Raw genomic sequence first — 16,268 nt, forward strand, 5'->3', positions numbered from 1 at the left:
AAATGAGCAATGACGGCTTAGAACAGACGCCAAGACATCTAAAAAAACAAATTGTAGAAGAACAAGATAACGAATTAGAAAGATAAAACATAAGAGGTGAAGCATCAATATGAAAACAGTTATTTTTGCTGAGAAACCCTCGCAAGCAAGAGATTATGCCAATGCTTTAGGGATATCACACAAAAAAGACGGTTATATCGAAGGCGTAAATCCTATGTTTGACGGGAGGGTCATAATCACATGGGGCTTTGGACATCTAGTGGGATTAAAGTTGCCGAAAGATTACTCAAACCCTATCAATAATTGGGATTTAAAGAACCTACCCTATCGTCCAAGTCCATTTGAATACAAAGTATCCGAGGGGAAAAGCAAACAATTTAACATTGTTAAATCCTTATTTAAAGACGCTGACGTTTTGATTAATGCGACAGATATTGATAGGGAAGGAAGTAACATCTTTTACTCAACATTAAAATTGACCGGAGCTAAAAACAAAACTATAAAAAGACTATGGATAAACTCTCTTGTAGAAAACGAAATAAAAAAGGGGTTTCAACAACTACAAAACAACCATCAAGATTATCAAAATTATCAAGAAGCTTACGCAAGACAAACAAGTGATTATTTAATTGGTATGAATTTAAGCCCTGTATATTCAAAAATATTTCAAGCGCAAGGTGTTCAAGATGTTTTCTCAATCGGGCGTGTTCAAACGCCAACGTTATATATGATTTACGAACGTTACTTAGCAATCGAAAATTTCAAACCTGAAACATTTTATGAAATATTTGGGGAGTTCGAATCTAAACATGGTTGCTATAAAGGAAAAGCCAAAATAAAAACAACTGACAAACAAGATATTATCAACTTGGGAGAAAAGCATAATTTGAAAGATGCTAAAGAAGGCATAATTACTAAACTAGAGACTCAAGAAAAGCGCACATCATCACCTAAACTACACTCTTTATCAACATTACAATCTAAAATCAATAAACAGTATAAATATAGTCCTGAAAAAACTAAGAATATTGTTCAAAGTTTGTATGAGAAAAAAATACTTTCTTATCCAAGAACGGATTGTAACTACATCACGAGTGAAGAATATCTTTATTTGAAGGAAAACTTGCAATCACTAATGAATGTATATAACAAACATTTTTCAATTGTGTATGATAAGCCAAGAGCTCGATATGTAAATAACGAAAAAGTAAAAGAACACTATGCAATTATACCGACCTCTCAAATACCTACACCACAAAGCATTGAGAAATTAAATCAAGATGAAAAATGTGTGCTTGATGAAGTAGTAAGTACTACATTAAGTATGTTTGCGGATGACTATATTTATGACGAAACAAAGATTGAAACAGATGTAAACCAACTTATTTTTTACACAACCGGTCATACTGAAATACAAAAAGGCTGGAAAAATCTATTTAATCATAAAACAAAAGAAAAATCTCCAGAACAACAATTGCCGCAACTCATAAAAAACGAATGTGTACAGGCTAATATTTATTCAAAAAAGGGGGTTACTCAATCTCCAAAGCTTTATACAGAAGGGCAGCTTATAACACTGATGAAAAGTTGCGGGAAGTATTTAGATGATAAAGAAGCTGAGATATTAAAAGAAATACAAGGTATTGGTACAGAAGCAACTAGAGATGGCATCATACAGAGCTTAAAAAATAAAAACTATATCAAAATTGAAAAAAACCAAGTGCACATTACAGAAAAAGGGATTTTACTTTGTAAAGCAGTAAAAGGAAGTTTGCTTGCTAGCGCTACAATGACAGCAGAGTGGGAAAAACGCTTAAAGCTCATCGGACAAGGACAAGCAAATACTGATCATTTCATTGATATAACAATGAAATTCATAGATAAAGAAATTAAATCATACCAAGAGAAATGTGAAGACAAGTCGATAATCAACCAAAGTAATATCGTTGTAAAAGATAATGAATTTGGTCAATGTCCTAACTGTACAGATGGCCAACTCATAGATAAAAATAAAATTATTAGTTGTAACAAATGTGAACAAGTATTCTTCAAAAAATTTTATCAGAAAAAGTTGTCTGACAAACAAATTCAAGATTTGATTTTTAATGGTAAAACCTCAAAAAAATTGAAATTAAAAAACAAAGCTGGAAAAACGTATGAAGCATATTTAATTTTGACAGAAGATAAAAAAACAGGAACGAAGAGATACGCCATTAGTTTTGATTAATACGATCAATATAAATAATATCTAGAATTGAGGCGAATAATATGGAAACACCTATCAAAGACATTTTGAAGGAAAAATATAAAATAGATATAGACAAAGAAGCGTTGCACGAGCTGATTGCAAAACAAGTTGATAAAGAACTTTTAAAACGTATGGGTTCAAAATCGCGTAAAAACTTAGGACTAAGTGGTTACTTTACTGAATTACAACAATCTATTACAGGCATTAAAGCGCACTTACATGAAAAATTTACAAGAGAAACCATCAATAATAATATACATGGAATCAAGGACTTTCTTTCTGATTATTCCATAAATCCTAAAACTATCAGCGAAAACATTAAAGAACTGTTAGGCAAAAGTAAAGATAACGTGGTAGATGCATTTTCAAAAATAAAAACTCTTTTTAAAGAGGAGCAACAAAATTTAAAGCATAGAGAGCTAAATAACAAAACGTTATTAAGTGAAAAGTTTAGTGACTTACAAGATATGATGAAAGATAGCTATAACACAATAAACCACGCTGAAAGTATTAAAGAGTTAAGGAACTATAAACAAGTAACCCGATTAGAAATTATAGAACAAACATTAGCGCTAGAAGACAATTCGGAAACAGAAAATAAATATAACTTCAATAATTTTAGTAAACACATAGATTGGAGTAATCAAGATAACCAAACGCAACTGTTAGAACTATACAATTATCTTAAAGACGCGAATGAGACAATTCATTTCAGCAATCCTTACTCTAATGATAGCGATTGTAATAAATTACAATTAGAACAATTTACGCTACAAGGTATACAAAAAATAGAAGAAAACATAAATTCAAAAGATTTAAATGAAAGCAGGCTTAATCATTTAGAAAATAACAGGAATACATCTTTGAATTTTACAGAGAATAACTTGAAAAACTTTGATAAGGGGTTAAAAGGCGTTCATCATTCACTTACTAAAGAATCCGAACAAGCCATAAAAGAAAGTAAAGCTATAGAATTAGAACAGGAAAAAGAGATATACGAAGCAGGAAAAATACAGGAGTCAGAGTTATTTCAAACATTAAATAATCAAAACACTTTTGCTGTAAATCCAGAAAAAGAAGGATCTGACTTAGCAAAAGCAAATTTCGTTGGAATAGAGGAAGGAGAAATCATTGTAGAAGTTGATGAAAGTTTATACGCGTTAACTTTAAATGATAAAGATAAGGAGAAAATACAAAAGAATACAGATATTTTTGAATTTACGTATAATACAAAAACAGGAGAAGTTAAATATTCTGAAAACAAAGAAGATTCTGTAGTGAAATCCAACCAAAATGTTATATCAAACAATCAAAACTCTCTTCCAAAAGAATATATAGAACTTGCCGAACAAGCAAATTATGAAAGATAAAAATATTTAGAACAGCTCTTAATCAAGGGCTGTTCTTTTTTGGAGGTTTTTAATATGAATAAACAATCCTATACAAACGAAGAAAAAGAACAAGCAAGAAAAACAGACATTAGAGAAATAGGAGAAGCTTATGGACTAACTTTTAAAAAAGAAGGCAAATATGATAGGTGCATAGAACATGACTCATTGATTCTAAAAGGACAAAGTTATTATTGGAACTCTAAAGGCGTAAAAGGACATGGAGGATTGTCTTTTTGTATAGATGTTTTGGACATGGATTTTAAAGAAGCAATGTCTGTTTTAACGCAAGATAGTTTTTCTCAATATACAAAAGACAATTTTTCTATAAAAGAAAAAAAGCTTTTAAATTATAATACACAAAATGAAATGAAAGATAATACAAGGGCTTATAATTACTTAGTAAATGAAAGATGCTTAGACCCTAGACTTGTTAGGTGGGGATTCAATACAGGCGTTATAGCTCAAGACAAACAAAACAATGTTTGTTTTAAATGGTTAGATAATGAAAATAATATTGTCGGCGTAGATAAACGCGGTACAGGGAGAAAGGCCTTTAAACAAATTGTAGAAGGATCAAAGCAACATAGCGGATTTCACATTGATATCATTCAAGACAAAAATAAAGGTATTCGTAATGTTGTTATAACGGAAAGCCCGATAGATGCCCTCAGTTATTATGATTCACATAGGGATTTAAAACAAACTAGAATAGCCTCACTGTCAGGTCTTAAAGTAGAAACTTTTAAACAGCACATTTTAGATGTTGGCAAATATAACTTGAAACTGGGAGAATCACCAAAAGAATACCCACTAGAAAATATAGTTTTAGCCGTTGATAACGATGAGGCAGGAAAAAATTTCGTAAGTAGCATCGTTAATACCTACGAAAATGATTTTATAATAGATTTACCTTTAAACTCTAAAGATTGGAACGACCAATTAAAAAAGGACAAAGCGATAACTGACGGCAAAATGTTGTATCAAAAAAACGAAATGAAAGAACAATTAACAAAACAATTTCATAACGAAAATGACGATAGGGAGATGTAAGCATGAACGAAATAAACATTTACAACATTTTACTACTAATATTTATGTTGGTTATCGCATATAAACTAATGCCCGTTATTTATAGGTTTATTAAAAAGAAAAAAATTCAATCATTGTATAGAAAAGCGCATATAATTGATATAGATAGAATGGACGGAATAGAGTTTGAATATTACCTTGAAGCATTGTTTACAAAATTAAAATATAAACCAATTGTAACGAAAGCTTCAAGGGACTACGGCGCAGACTTGATATTAAAAAATGAAAATAAAAAGATAGTTGTGCAAGCAAAACGGAGTAATAGTAAGATAGGTATTAAAGCTGTTCAAGAAATATACACCGCACAGCGCTTTTACAATGCCGATGAAGCATGGCTTGTGACTAATAGTTTTTATACTAAAAGTGCAGTCGAGTTGGGTAAGGCGTGCGATGTTGTTATGAAAGATAGAACAAGCTTATCTAAATGGATAGTATCAATAAATCCTGATTTTTCTAATAATAAAAAATGTCCAAGATGCAGTCATGAATTAGTAGTTAGAGAAAGTAAGAACGGACAGTTTTTGGGCTGCGCTAACTATCCGAATTGTAAATACACTAGAAATATATAACCTGTAACATAATAGTTTAATAAAGCTCCTAAACAGTAATTTGCATAGGAGCTTTATTATTTTAAATAGAATATTTATGTTTGTTTGCAAAATCACAAATTTCATGGTCTAAAATATTAGGCATATATTTATCATTAAAATAAAATTCTGTAATATCATCTAAAATTTCTTCATCTACAATACCTAATTCAAAACTTATTATTGCCTTTACTACCTCATAAGTATCATTACTAGTTAAAACTGTTCTGATTTCTTCATAATTCACTTTAACCACTCCTTAGAATTTTTCTTTTAGAAATTATTTATTTTGAGGTGTTGCGAAGCCACTGTAACAAGTCGTTCCGTTGATATTTCAAGGGTTTTAGCAACAAAAGTTTTTAGTCTGGCCGAACGGCCACAAATAAAAAGTTTTTTGTCCCTTGAAATGTCACGTAGACTTGTTAAAAGCACAATCTGAGATTGTGCGAGTGGTGTATCAACACAAAAAATAAATTCTAAAGAATTAAGTCAAAATGGCATGTCAGTATGATATTAATGTTGATTTTTATAATAAGTATGTCAATTTCCCACATAAATAAAATTATGTTATTATTTGTATGTAGAATTTTTAACTTCTACACAGTTAACATATAATCCCTCATAAAGTACTTATTATTTATCGTCATTATATAAATGGTTATCGCATAGTGGTTGCTAGGTTAAACATAGTCACCCTAAAAACTCCTAACAATAATAAAACAACTATCACAGTTATTCCCAAGCTGTCTTGATAGTTGTTTTTCATTTTACTTATATTTAAAACTACAATATATAAGTAAAACATGTTAAAATGTATTTGTAGTAAGTAATAATAAAAGGTGAAAATCCTTAATTCTTGAAACACAAAAAAGGCAACATGCGGAAACATGTCGCCCTAATGAGCCCGTTAAAAAGACGGTAGCCGTTTATGTTTTCAAATAACCACTACACTACTTGGCTAAAGTTGGGTGGTTATTTTTTATGGTCTTGATTACTGATTAGTACTAAACCAATGATTGTTAATACAACCATCAGCATTTCAAAATCAGACATGCTAGTCCTTTCTAGGAGTAACAACTATAACCATAGGCATCATCCCTTTATTAAGAGATTAGCCACCATCTATCCAACTTGCTCAATAAACATTATAACATGTACTTTTTCAGATAGTCACTCATCGTTCAAGTTTTCTCATCTCATTAACAACACGATAAACGGTTGCGCGACTTACACCTGTCTTATCTGCTATTTCTTCGCCTGTTAGTTTTTGTTCATCATATAAAAATTTAATTTCTCTCTTCTTATGGTCTGGTAGAGAAGGTCTCCCGCCTTTTCGTCCTCTGGCTCTTGCTGCTGCTAAGCCTTTTTTTGTACGCTCGCTTAATAAATTAGCTTCAAGTTCTGCAAATGCACTCATCATAGTAAAGAACATTTTACCCATAGCATCTTTCGTAGAAATATTCATATCTATAATTTGTAGATCAATACCATTATCATCAAACCATTGTGATAACTCTATAAGTTGTTTGGTCGTTCTACCTAGTCGATCAAGTTTACAGACAACCAATATATCGCCTTCTCGTAAATAATCTAAACACTTATCAAGTTCTGTACGTTTGACTTTTCTCCCACTTATTTTTTCACTAAAGATACGCTCACAACCAAAACCTTTAAGTGTATCAATTTGTCCATCAAGACTTTGATCTTTTGTTGATACACGTGCATAACCAATTTTAGCCATTCAAATATAACCTCATTTCATCATTTTATAGGTACTCACCCACTAAACTATTTACTCGATGCAAATAAACGTCTTTAATTTCGTCTCAATATCCATGATGTTTGTTAAATAGAACACATTGATTATAACACAAGTTTATAGATTTGAGCGCAAAAGAAATATCCTCGAATATTCGAGGATATGTTTTTTTAGCGTATTAATATAACATCCGTCTCAAAAACGGTCGTTTATAGGCATGTGAACTACATTTTGGCTTACCAATAAAATTATATAACTTATTAGAAATAAGAGACTATGTTTGTATATTTACCGATGGTATAATGATAGAGTCGCCTATCTCTCAGGCGTCAATTCAGACGCAGAGAGGAGGTGCATTATTTTGCTAATCATTTTCGTTCACATCATAGCACCAGTCATCAGTGGCTGTGTTGTTGCGTATTATACTTATTGGCTTAGTAAACGCAACAAATAATTAATTGGGCGACTTCATAAGTCAGCATCGAAAAAATCCCCACGCTACTCACAATAGTGTGGGGATTGATGCATTAATTGTTAATCATTTTCGTTATCTTAATTATACTGCCATTTTTACTTTTTGTAAAATAAGCAAGGTTTTAGGGAGAAACATCAATACCTAAAAAAGAGAGACGTAATCATATACGTCTCTCTTCAACGGAAAACACAAATCCGAATTATTACTAATAAAAACAAACATTAACTGTTTCTTAGTATATCATGAACACTTTGTTTTTCAAGTTATATTAACGAAAGTTTAAAATACTTTGCTTATCAATTATTTAGGTTCTTCATCTGTTATCTCGCATCATAAAAGATGAAGAACTCGTATATCATACGTGTATACTTCCTAAGTGTGTACTATTATAATATAAATAGATATATCTAATTGTGTTTTGTAGTATCTAAGAAAACGAATAATACAAAGGAGGCATTTTAAATGTCAAACAGTAACGTATCAAATAGAATAGCGTTGAATAAATCTGATTATGCAGCATTAGACCTTTTAGCTGCACAAATAAAAAACAGTGTCGTAGATCTGTGCAATCAGTTGGAAATTTCTCTTTATAAAGAAAAAGACTTAAATGCTGCAGCTTTTTCTATGTACGTAGGTAATTTGATTAATCTCAAGAATAGTCTAGATTATGAATTAAAAAAATATGGCAGTTCAGATAGCAAAAATAAAATGGAAGTTTACGAAGATTTAGTAGGATTAATCCACGATTGCCGCATGCGTGTAATAAACAACGATTTTCGACTTGAGAAAGATTCATTTAATATATTAATTCTAACAGGTAGAAGTATTAGCACCAATGAATTAAAAAGATATATTTGGAATAGTTTGGCTTAAGAGCAACGCTAATGTAAAAATTAAAGCAAGCACTACCGATAAAGCGATATTTACAGCTCAATGTATACTTGCAGTAACAACTATTGCTGGTTTATTAATAAGTTAATATGTAACTAAAAAAAGGCGAGAATTTCTCGCCCTTTTTATTATGCGTCAAGAACAGTTTGCATTAACTAATCTCTATTTATTAAATATGTTTTGAATTTATTCAATTTTTCTTTTTTAAGTTTTTCATAATAATTAATATCATCCTCTCTTGTATCTATGGAGAAAAAATATTGAAAAATCGCACTATCTTTGTGCTTTTCAACTCTATCATCATTGCATTCAATAAACTTCCCTAGATAATTTGGAAAAACACTTTTATATGGATTCACACTTGTTCTGGAGTCTGGAACGTAAGAGAGGTCTCCTAGAGAAATAACCACATTATACCTGTACCCAAATTCCCTATTAAATATAGTTAATAAAATGTCACAAATCATGATAGTCATGAGCCCTTGATTAAAGTGGTCTACGATACTTATTTCCGATATATGATACTTTTCAATCGGTTTTATATGATCGAATTTAGATGATGATACCGACCGTTTCTGAAGACTAAAGCAAGATATATAATTAGGCTCTTTTTCTATGTCTTTAAGATAATAATAAGTTACATCATTGTCTATCATGGATGAATAATAAAAATCTGTTGTTTTTCGATTGCAGAATGAAAAACAACTTACTTCAAATACATTTTCTATATCTTTCATTTTTACCACTTCTTTTACGAATTAATAATGTACTCAATTTATGTTCAATTTAAACGTTTCTATACTCTTTCGAACTATAAATATTAATCAAGTGCTTTATAAAATTTGTCGGCATATCATGCGAAGAGATAGTATCAAAACTATTGTCTAAAAATTCTATAGAAGAATAATCTTTGTTGCCAAATAGTTTTATTTGTATGAACGTAGAATTATGAATTAATATTTTTAAATGCTAAGAATATTCCATAAAATCATCATTAACCATGCTAAGCATTTGTATGAATTCCTTTTGATCCATCATTGCAATTGCTATATTTGGATTACCTGTATAAATTTCATCAACACCAATTCCAATCCCAATCCTTTCAGCTATTATCTGTTTTAATTCATACACTTCTCCACCTCCATGTTTTGTTATATATGCAGACGAATTATTGTTATAAAACAATTCAATAGCCATGTATTCTATAGTACTGTCTTTAGCGTGTTCATCCAATTTATTCATTATTTCAATGATCTCGCTATTATGTTTTATATCATGTACTATACATTCTATATATTCCTTAACGAACCAATTCGTTAGAACTTCTTTGTTAGGTATATATGAAAATTTATCACTCATTACAAATCAACTCCCGTCGTTCTTAATTTGTTTCAATTAATACTCTCTACCGCACTCACTTACGTTTGTTTTTGAAATGAATATAAATAACTCTAAGGCTAATATAAAAGTTAAAAGACTATATACCATGATATCAATTACTAAAGGTCTAAGAAATTTTTAAATATAAATACTAACTAGTCCCAACATTAATAGTAATAACAATGATAATATTATTAATATAAAAAATGTACGTGTGGTGTTGTCGATAAAAGGAGCAATAAAACTAACTTTAAAAGTGTTTTTAAATCCATTACCGCTCAATAACGAAGTGTAAATGAATAGTATATAACTAATTGAATAAGAAACTGCTACAAGCAATATTATTATGTAAATAATTAGAACTAAAAAATTTAATAAATCCATAAATTATTGCCACCTTTCTCTTGTTTATCTTCAAATTACTTTGTTTTTTAGAACTGTTCTCCGAAAATATATCGGTTTAAGAAATCTTCCGTGTCTTTATAACCATTTTCAATAATAATTTGTCTTATAACCGCTAAACGTTCTCCTTTGGGATCTGCAGGATAATTTCCTAAATAGTCTATTATTTGTTGTATAAACACATTAAAGGAGACATCTTCATTAAAAATTCTATAATTCTTTTCTTGATTATACTCTAAAGAAAAGAACATACGCTCGAACGAACCTATATAATCAAATCTATTATATTCATATAAAGACGTCCCTTTTGGGTACACCATTATATGACGCTTTTCTTTTGAAAGTTTAATCTTACCCCCGTCATACTTAATTTGCTTTAATGCGTTTTCAAGACCTATTTCATCAAAAATTATTTTAACTTGCTTCAATTCATCTACAGCGTCTGCTATTTCAGTATTGATTTTTAAATCGTATGGTTCTTTTGCAAGACCCGTGTTAACGTCTAAATTTAAGGCAATGTGTTCATCTACGGCAATACATTTTCCTTTTTCTTCTATATGCCCCTGCTTATCTTTAATATAAATAGTTTTAACCTCATATAACATTTCTTGTTCATTATTATTTACTTGGTCTATTGCATTGCTTAAATCTTTTATGAAGTTTCTTATATTCTTAGGTAAATTGACTCTAGATAGTTCATCCATATATGACTTATCTTTAAATATCTTACTCTTATTTTCCAGATAAAATTGATACAACTGATTTATAACTTCAAATTTTGCATTTGTTACTTCTCGCTCACCTGAGCTCAATTTTTTTAACACACTTTCTGATATGCCTGTGGATTCGCTTATTTCTTTTAATGCAATAGAGCTTCTTAATAACGTTTCTACATTATTTATAACTTCATTTAAATTCGTTTGAGACATTAGATTCACTCCTTAAAGTTCCTTTTTTACATATTATACACATAAATAAAGGAACTATCAATAAATTAGTTAATTGTAATTAACTAATTTTAAAAAAGAGGGTTAAACTTAATTAACATTAGTGTTATAATATGTATTACAGGAGGTGCTTATAATGAAAAACAACGATATGATAAGTAAGATTAACATTCTATTACAAAGCGATATTCAAACAAATCAAATTGCTAATGACACTGGAATAAGTAAAGTGACTATCTCTAATTTAAGAAGAAAAACCGCGGACATTTCTAAAGCGACTTTTGAAACTGTAAACAAACTGTATAATTATTATTTAGAAAGAAAAGATTACCTAGAAATAGCTAAAACGATTGAAAAAGACATTTTAAATGTAAAACTTCCAAAAGATGTTCAGATTTTTATTTCAAAATTAAAAGAAACTATTGATAATATCAACGATGTAACTAAACCACTATATATTGGTGAGATCAAATTAGAAAAACGCCTCACAATGTCAAGAGATAAAAAAAGCACCAAACTTATTTCTAATATAAAAGCAGACGCGCTAATTCCAATACAAATTAAACGGAATACATTCGCCTATAATTTAAGAATCCTTAGTGATTTTGCGGAAGATAAACCCCTGCTCAATAATATAACAGACTATCAAATTGATTTTTCTTATAATAATCTAGAAATCGATTTAAAAAGACATATTCATCTTGGTAATAAAGTGATGTTAATAACATCTAATTTAAACGAATTTGGGGAGTCTCAAACCGGAATATATGTACGAGGTAATAACGGTGGTTATAATTATGAATTGAAATTTATAAGCATTTCTATTTTTAGCAACGATAGAAAGGGTGATGAGAATGAATGATATAAATCTTTTTAACTCTTTGGTTCTTACTTTTTTAGCGATATTTACAATGTCGTGGGGATTGATAGTAGTCTTTACTGGTAGATTCTTTAAACGTGATACTAGATACATTTCGTTAAACAAATTGATAAAAACAGGCATTTTAACTGCTTTGGTTTTAGTATCTGGTATTGGGCTTTTGTCACAGTTCTATAGTGCTTTAAGTAACTCGCATATTTCACTTAAAAAGTTAGGCGATGATAGTTTGATTATTGCTACCTTTTTAGCCTCATCAATACTGGTAACACTTTTAATTATATTTATATTTTTAACTTCAATTAAATTTATTAAAATATTGCTTGCATACATCACCTTAAAAAAAGACAATCTACCTAATAATTTGAGGCATGCTTTGTATAAGAAAGACTTTGAAGCTGTTATTAACAATTACAAACTTCTTATAATGTATGCTGAGAAAGTACCGCCTTCTGATGAAGAACGTTTACAGTTATCTGCTGTTCTATCAAATGCTGGTATGCACGAAGAAGCACAAAAGATATTAAGCATAAAATTAATTAAAAAAAACACAACTTGGGAGAATATACTTTCTGTTTTTCCTAACCAACAAAGTTACAATATACAATGTAGTTCTGAAAATATTGAATACAATGACAAGCTTAAAACAGCTTTACAAAAGCATGCTAAAGTTTCTAAATATGTATATATTTCTATCCTTATAATGGCTATATTCCAATCATTCATACCTATAATCCAATTAATTACAAACACAACGCCTACTAATAGAGAACGGGTAATAGTTTTAGTAATCGGTATTATCATTATCCTTGCAATAATAATGAAGTATATAATTTTGAAATCAATACACCAAAAATCACTTAATATATCTGATATAAAGATTAAAGCAAGTGCTAACGATAAAATTATATTCATATGTCAATGTATCTTTATAGCAACAACTATTGTTGGTTTATTAATAAGTTAATAAATAACTAATAAAGGACGAGAAATTCTCGTCCTTTATTGTGTCCTAATTTTTTTGATGTCAGAAATCTGATTAAGCACTCAGCTAATTCCTTTTTTCAACTCCAATAAACACATAATAATAGCTACTACAATTAACGCAATCAACAAGGAAAATATTTCGTTTGTTTCTATATGCATAAAAGCAAAGAAATTATTTATCATATGTATCAATATAGAGTTGATTATATTTTTCCATATAACAACTACAACACTTAATATAATACCCATGCTTAAATAAGGGATTGCCTCTATATATGTATCCCATGCGTGCAAATATGCAAATAACAAACTAGATGTAATTATAAACATTCCATTGCACATAATGACGCTATATTTAACATTTGTTTTCCATGATTTCTGAGAAAATAGCTTCTCGATTGCTTTTATAAAGTAAAAATAAATAATTCCTCGAAATATAATCTCTTCATATATTGGAGCTACAATAACCATATCAACAAAATAGAAATGTAAATATTCTTGATTGTGTTGAAGTGTTTCTTCTAAAATTTTTTGATTTTTCGATTCTTTATATAAATCAAATACATTTTGAAAGTAATTTATTAAATTAATAAGTAGTAATGATCCAATAACTATGAGGAATGATTTGTTAGTAAATGTTAGTTTCCAACTTTTAGCGAAAAAATTGAATTTAAAAATTAAAAAGAATATCAAAGTTGATACGATAACTCCAAATACCCACCTAATAACATTGATGCTTGGATTGAAATAAAGAGAATCATGAATGTATACTATAAGGTAAATCAATACTAGAGGGGGAATATTTTTCAATCCATCATAAAACCCTAAACATAGAGACTTATACCAAGTTATAGAATCTTTCATATATATCAAATCCTTTCTTGAATACACTTTACAAAACAGAACATACGTTCTATAATTTCGTTGAGGTGTATTAAAATGAATGCGGTTAATCCTGAACTACCCGAGCGATATAAATACGAAACTGACTATAGAAAAATCCCTATAGAATTACTTAATAGTAATATCCCTAAGGGAAGAGATAAAGTTAAATGGTCTCCATTTAAGACGGTCTCTGACCAATATAAGTTACTAGATGAGTATATAGAAGCACAAAACAAAGTTGATATGCCTTTGTTATCTGACGATCAATTACAGATAATTAACGAAACAGTTTACTATAACAGTAGTAACAACATTCTTACTGAATTATGTTATTGGGATAACGGCTATATACATTCAATCCAATGCTATATAAACAAAGTTGACTTGTTAGAACGTGTAATGGTAGTTACTAGTAAACATAGAGGAACTAAAATAAAAATATCCTTAAACTATATTGTTAGTATGGAATAATAAAAACCAATGACTTTTTATCATTGGTTTTTATTTAGTGAACTTGATTTTTGAAATTTAAAATCTAAGGCAAGGTTATAAATTAAAATTTGTGTTATTGGTGCTATTATAAGTAAAACAGAATATGTTTTGAATATTGCAATAATATTACCTAATAATACACGCTCCCTATCAGTTTCTGCTATATCAATAATTAAACCACCTAAAGTAAGCGTATAGCATATATAAACACACATACCTAATCTAATATAATTGCTTACTACACCCTTTTAAATCTATTTATTATGATAAAAATTCTTTAGTCTTTTCACAATCACTAATAATGCTGTAAATGGATCTACATTCTTTCCACATATTTCACATGTTACTAGCTCATATCTTTCGTTTATTCGATATTTAGCCTTGTCTCCGCACCGACATTCCACCTTATCATTTTTTCCCTTTATTATAGAGTCGAATTTTATGACGTTTTCCGGTAACTTTTTATTACTATAACTCATTTGTTAACAGCTCCTTTTTTACACGTCATTCAAATAGCCGTCTCCGTCCCAATATTTCAGAACGGCATTGTTATAAGCTTTTGCACATTCTTTTTCATCTACAAATCTACCTAGATATTTTTTCTCTCCCTCTGCAAAGATACTAGCCACCCATTTGTTATGTTTACTGTCATAAGACACGCCTTTATAGATTGAGCTACTATTCTTTTGGGGCTCTCGATATCTAAAAGAATGTTTGTCTGCACCTAGATTCCCCCTAGTGAAATCATAATTTTTAACCTTTTGAAAGGCATATTGATTGTTAAGTATAAATGCTGGCAGTGCCGTTTTTTTTCCTAATATTTGAGCTAAAAATCGATGTGTCTCATGAGCGTATGATTTATGCCACTTATAATACTTCACACGTTCAAAATCTTTATCATCGACAAGGATATAATCATCAATATTTTCTATATATATTTTTTTCACGTTATTCCACCTTGATATTTATTAAAACTAAATCCCTAGTACATCTAACATGGCAAACCCTATGAAGTACATTGTTGATAAAACAATAATATATAGCAATATTACTGATATTAAATATATAAAATCATTCACAGTAAAACCTCCATTTTTATCAATTAAATAGCATTAAACATAATTTCTTCTATGGTCGAGTCGTTGAAAAAAGCATTTTTAAACCGATTATTAATAAAATAATACTAAATATAAACAAGCTTATATGCCAAGCTACTGGATATTTTAAAGAAAGAGCAGTCATTTCATTTCTAAGTCCAGAAAAAACCTCACTGATAGCACTTCCGAAAATATCTACAAATCCAAATATTAACAGTGATCCTAAAAAGATTATTACTAGTAAATAATATATACCTTTTAATACCGTCATTAGTTATTACCTCAAACTTTATTTTTAGTGATTGTTTAACTTCCCATTTACATATCTATTACCATTTTTATCATATTTTATTTCTTTTCCCTCGCCTTTTGTTCCAATGATTAACATATCTTTTTTCATTACACTCTTACTATGTGGATTAAAAAATAATTTTCCCTTACTAGATATCCCAACTACATTATTATGTTTATTTTCACACATAAAATTCACTCCTTTTCCTATTTAATTAAATACTTACCCAATCATTTCATCTGTTTTTTCTGTTAATGCCATTTTGTAACGTATTTCTACTTTTCGCATTTCCATTTCTGACAATCTTTTTCTTTCAATTTCAGTTAATCCAATCATCATATCTATAAGATCAATCAATGTTTCTTTACTCATAATAAATGCCTCCTATTGATTATTTAGCATTTATAAATTATGATTATCTTTGTAGTATTTTTATAAATGCTTGAGTCGTAGCTTCCCCCAGAAGTCT

20 protein-coding genes are annotated in these 16,268 nt (G+C 29.4%); 9 read left to right on the plus strand and 11 right to left on the minus strand.

The features are described from left to right. The first annotated feature begins 109 nt into the window (after positions 1–109). Genes JV528_RS14310 through JV528_RS14325 form a run of 4 tightly spaced genes read left to right on the plus strand, consistent with a single transcriptional unit; the run spans position 110 to position 5,297 of the window. Positions 110–2,227, plus strand: coding sequence for a type IA DNA topoisomerase (locus JV528_RS14310; protein WP_204254861.1), 2,118 nt, complete (start codon positions 110–112; stop codon positions 2,225–2,227). Positions 2,228–2,268: 41 nt separating this feature from the next. Continuing rightward, a complete protein-coding gene (locus tag JV528_RS14315) occupies positions 2,269–3,618 on the plus strand; it encodes a hypothetical protein (protein WP_204254862.1) in 1,350 nt (449 codons plus the stop codon). 54 nt (positions 3,619–3,672) lie between these two features. After that, positions 3,673–4,689: a DUF3991 and TOPRIM domain-containing protein gene (locus JV528_RS14320; RefSeq protein ID WP_204254863.1), complete on the plus strand. Its 1,017-nt coding sequence runs from the start codon at positions 3,673–3,675 to the stop codon at positions 4,687–4,689. Between the two features lie 2 nt (positions 4,690–4,691). Next, the gene (locus JV528_RS14325; RefSeq protein ID WP_204254864.1) at positions 4,692–5,297 is read left to right on the plus strand and encodes a restriction endonuclease; all 606 of its coding nucleotides are present in this window, start codon (positions 4,692–4,694) and stop codon (positions 5,295–5,297) included. 61 nt (positions 5,298–5,358) lie between these two features. Here the strand turns inward: JV528_RS14325 and JV528_RS14330 are convergent, their stop codons facing one another. From JV528_RS14330 to JV528_RS14340, 3 genes are all read right to left on the minus strand, one after another. Then, positions 5,359–5,562, minus strand: coding sequence for a hypothetical protein (locus tag JV528_RS14330; RefSeq protein ID WP_204254865.1), 204 nt, complete (start codon positions 5,560–5,562; stop codon positions 5,359–5,361). 725 nt (positions 5,563–6,287) lie between these two features. Then, on the minus strand, positions 6,288–6,392 hold the full coding sequence (locus JV528_RS14335) for a hypothetical protein (RefSeq protein ID WP_057488488.1): 105 nt from the start codon (positions 6,390–6,392) through the stop codon (positions 6,288–6,290). A 97-nt stretch (positions 6,393–6,489) separates the two neighbouring features. Further along, positions 6,490–7,056 carry a recombinase family protein gene (locus JV528_RS14340; RefSeq protein ID WP_204254866.1) on the minus strand — a complete coding sequence of 189 codons (567 nt, stop codon included), beginning with the start codon at positions 7,054–7,056 and terminating at the stop codon, positions 6,490–6,492. 379 nt (positions 7,057–7,435) lie between these two features. Here JV528_RS14340 and JV528_RS14345 point away from each other — a divergent pair, with 379 nt between their 5' ends. Both JV528_RS14345 and JV528_RS14350 read left to right on the plus strand, forming a co-directional pair. Further along, a complete protein-coding gene (locus JV528_RS14345) occupies positions 7,436–7,528 on the plus strand; it encodes a type I toxin-antitoxin system Fst family toxin (protein WP_204254867.1) in 93 nt (30 codons plus the stop codon). Between the two features lie 483 nt (positions 7,529–8,011). Continuing rightward, the gene (locus JV528_RS14350) at positions 8,012–8,422 is read left to right on the plus strand and encodes a hypothetical protein (RefSeq protein WP_204254868.1); all 411 of its coding nucleotides are present in this window, start codon (positions 8,012–8,014) and stop codon (positions 8,420–8,422) included. 173 nt (positions 8,423–8,595) lie between these two features. Here JV528_RS14350 and JV528_RS14355 read toward each other — a convergent pair whose 3' ends face one another. From JV528_RS14355 to JV528_RS14365, 3 genes are all read right to left on the minus strand, one after another. Beyond that, the gene (locus JV528_RS14355; protein WP_204254869.1) at positions 8,596–9,177 is read right to left on the minus strand and encodes a hypothetical protein; all 582 of its coding nucleotides are present in this window, start codon (positions 9,175–9,177) and stop codon (positions 8,596–8,598) included. A 232-nt stretch (positions 9,178–9,409) separates the two neighbouring features. Next, a complete protein-coding gene (locus JV528_RS14360) occupies positions 9,410–9,799 on the minus strand; it encodes a hypothetical protein (RefSeq protein WP_204254870.1) in 390 nt (129 codons plus the stop codon). Positions 9,800–10,251: 452 nt separating this feature from the next. Continuing rightward, positions 10,252–11,151: a hypothetical protein gene (locus tag JV528_RS14365; RefSeq protein WP_239475526.1), complete on the minus strand. Its 900-nt coding sequence runs from the start codon at positions 11,149–11,151 to the stop codon at positions 10,252–10,254. 154 nt (positions 11,152–11,305) lie between these two features. On the opposite strand from JV528_RS14365, the gene JV528_RS14370 reads away from it, so the two are divergent. Both JV528_RS14370 and JV528_RS14375 read left to right on the plus strand, forming a co-directional pair. Further along, entirely contained in the window at positions 11,306–12,031 is a 726-nt protein-coding gene (locus tag JV528_RS14370) for a hypothetical protein (RefSeq protein WP_204254871.1), read from the plus strand. Further along, positions 12,024–13,013, plus strand: a complete 990-nt coding sequence (locus JV528_RS14375; protein WP_204254872.1) for a hypothetical protein — start codon at positions 12,024–12,026, stop codon at positions 13,011–13,013. The genes JV528_RS14370 and JV528_RS14375 overlap by 8 nt, the downstream gene beginning before the upstream one ends. An 80-nt stretch (positions 13,014–13,093) precedes the next feature. Here JV528_RS14375 and JV528_RS14380 read toward each other — a convergent pair whose 3' ends face one another. After that, the gene (locus JV528_RS14380; protein ID WP_204254873.1) at positions 13,094–13,897 is read right to left on the minus strand and encodes a CPBP family intramembrane glutamic endopeptidase; all 804 of its coding nucleotides are present in this window, start codon (positions 13,895–13,897) and stop codon (positions 13,094–13,096) included. Between the two features lie 60 nt (positions 13,898–13,957). On the opposite strand from JV528_RS14380, the gene JV528_RS14385 reads away from it, so the two are divergent. Further along, positions 13,958–14,389: a YolD-like family protein gene (locus JV528_RS14385; protein WP_239477194.1), complete on the plus strand. Its 432-nt coding sequence runs from the start codon at positions 13,958–13,960 to the stop codon at positions 14,387–14,389. Positions 14,390–14,907: 518 nt separating this feature from the next. Here the strand turns inward: JV528_RS14385 and JV528_RS14390 are convergent. From JV528_RS14390 to JV528_RS14405, 4 genes are all read right to left on the minus strand, one after another. Continuing rightward, positions 14,908–15,357, minus strand: a complete 450-nt coding sequence (locus tag JV528_RS14390) for an AP2/ERF family transcription factor (protein ID WP_204254874.1) — start codon at positions 15,355–15,357, stop codon at positions 14,908–14,910. Positions 15,358–15,538: 181 nt separating this feature from the next. After that, a complete protein-coding gene (locus JV528_RS14395; RefSeq protein WP_204254875.1) occupies positions 15,539–15,778 on the minus strand; it encodes a hypothetical protein in 240 nt (79 codons plus the stop codon). A 24-nt stretch (positions 15,779–15,802) separates the two neighbouring features. Next, the gene (locus tag JV528_RS14400; protein ID WP_204254876.1) at positions 15,803–15,988 is read right to left on the minus strand and encodes a hypothetical protein; all 186 of its coding nucleotides are present in this window, start codon (positions 15,986–15,988) and stop codon (positions 15,803–15,805) included. A gap of 33 nt (positions 15,989–16,021) precedes the next feature. Next, complete coding sequence (locus tag JV528_RS14405) at positions 16,022–16,171, minus strand: hypothetical protein (protein WP_204254877.1); 150 nt, start codon at positions 16,169–16,171, stop codon at positions 16,022–16,024. Positions 16,172–16,268 lie beyond the last annotated feature (97 nt).

The organism is Staphylococcus sp. GDB20D11A, from assembly GCF_016893255.1.
Lineage (GTDB): Bacteria > Bacillota > Bacilli > Staphylococcales > Staphylococcaceae > Staphylococcus > Staphylococcus aureus.

Coding starts and splice junctions, on each gene's coding strand:
- JV528_RS14375 (WP_204254872.1), top strand. CDS start 12,024: ATGAATGATATAAATCTTTTTAACTCTTTGGTTCTTACTTTTTTAGCG.
- JV528_RS14310 (WP_204254861.1), top strand. CDS start 110: ATGAAAACAGTTATTTTTGCTGAGAAACCCTCGCAAGCAAGAGATTAT.
- JV528_RS14405 (WP_204254877.1), bottom strand. CDS start 16,171: ATGAGTAAAGAAACATTGATTGATCTTATAGATATGATGATTGGATTA.
- JV528_RS14340 (WP_204254866.1), bottom strand. CDS start 7,056: ATGGCTAAAATTGGTTATGCACGTGTATCAACAAAAGATCAAAGTCTT.
- JV528_RS14355 (WP_204254869.1), bottom strand. CDS start 9,177: ATGAAAGATATAGAAAATGTATTTGAAGTAAGTTGTTTTTCATTCTGC.
- JV528_RS14380 (WP_204254873.1), bottom strand. CDS start 13,897: ATGAAAGATTCTATAACTTGGTATAAGTCTCTATGTTTAGGGTTTTAT.
- JV528_RS14320 (WP_204254863.1), top strand. CDS start 3,673: ATGAATAAACAATCCTATACAAACGAAGAAAAAGAACAAGCAAGAAAA.
- JV528_RS14360 (WP_204254870.1), bottom strand. CDS start 9,799: ATGAGTGATAAATTTTCATATATACCTAACAAAGAAGTTCTAACGAAT.
- JV528_RS14365 (WP_239475526.1), bottom strand. CDS start 11,151: ATGTCTCAAACGAATTTAAATGAAGTTATAAATAATGTAGAAACGTTA.
- JV528_RS14350 (WP_204254868.1), top strand. CDS start 8,012: ATGTCAAACAGTAACGTATCAAATAGAATAGCGTTGAATAAATCTGAT.
- JV528_RS14370 (WP_204254871.1), top strand. CDS start 11,306: ATGAAAAACAACGATATGATAAGTAAGATTAACATTCTATTACAAAGC.
- JV528_RS14400 (WP_204254876.1), bottom strand. CDS start 15,988: ATGTGTGAAAATAAACATAATAATGTAGTTGGGATATCTAGTAAGGGA.
- JV528_RS14315 (WP_204254862.1), top strand. CDS start 2,269: ATGGAAACACCTATCAAAGACATTTTGAAGGAAAAATATAAAATAGAT.
- JV528_RS14395 (WP_204254875.1), bottom strand. CDS start 15,778: ATGACGGTATTAAAAGGTATATATTATTTACTAGTAATAATCTTTTTA.
- JV528_RS14325 (WP_204254864.1), top strand. CDS start 4,692: ATGAACGAAATAAACATTTACAACATTTTACTACTAATATTTATGTTG.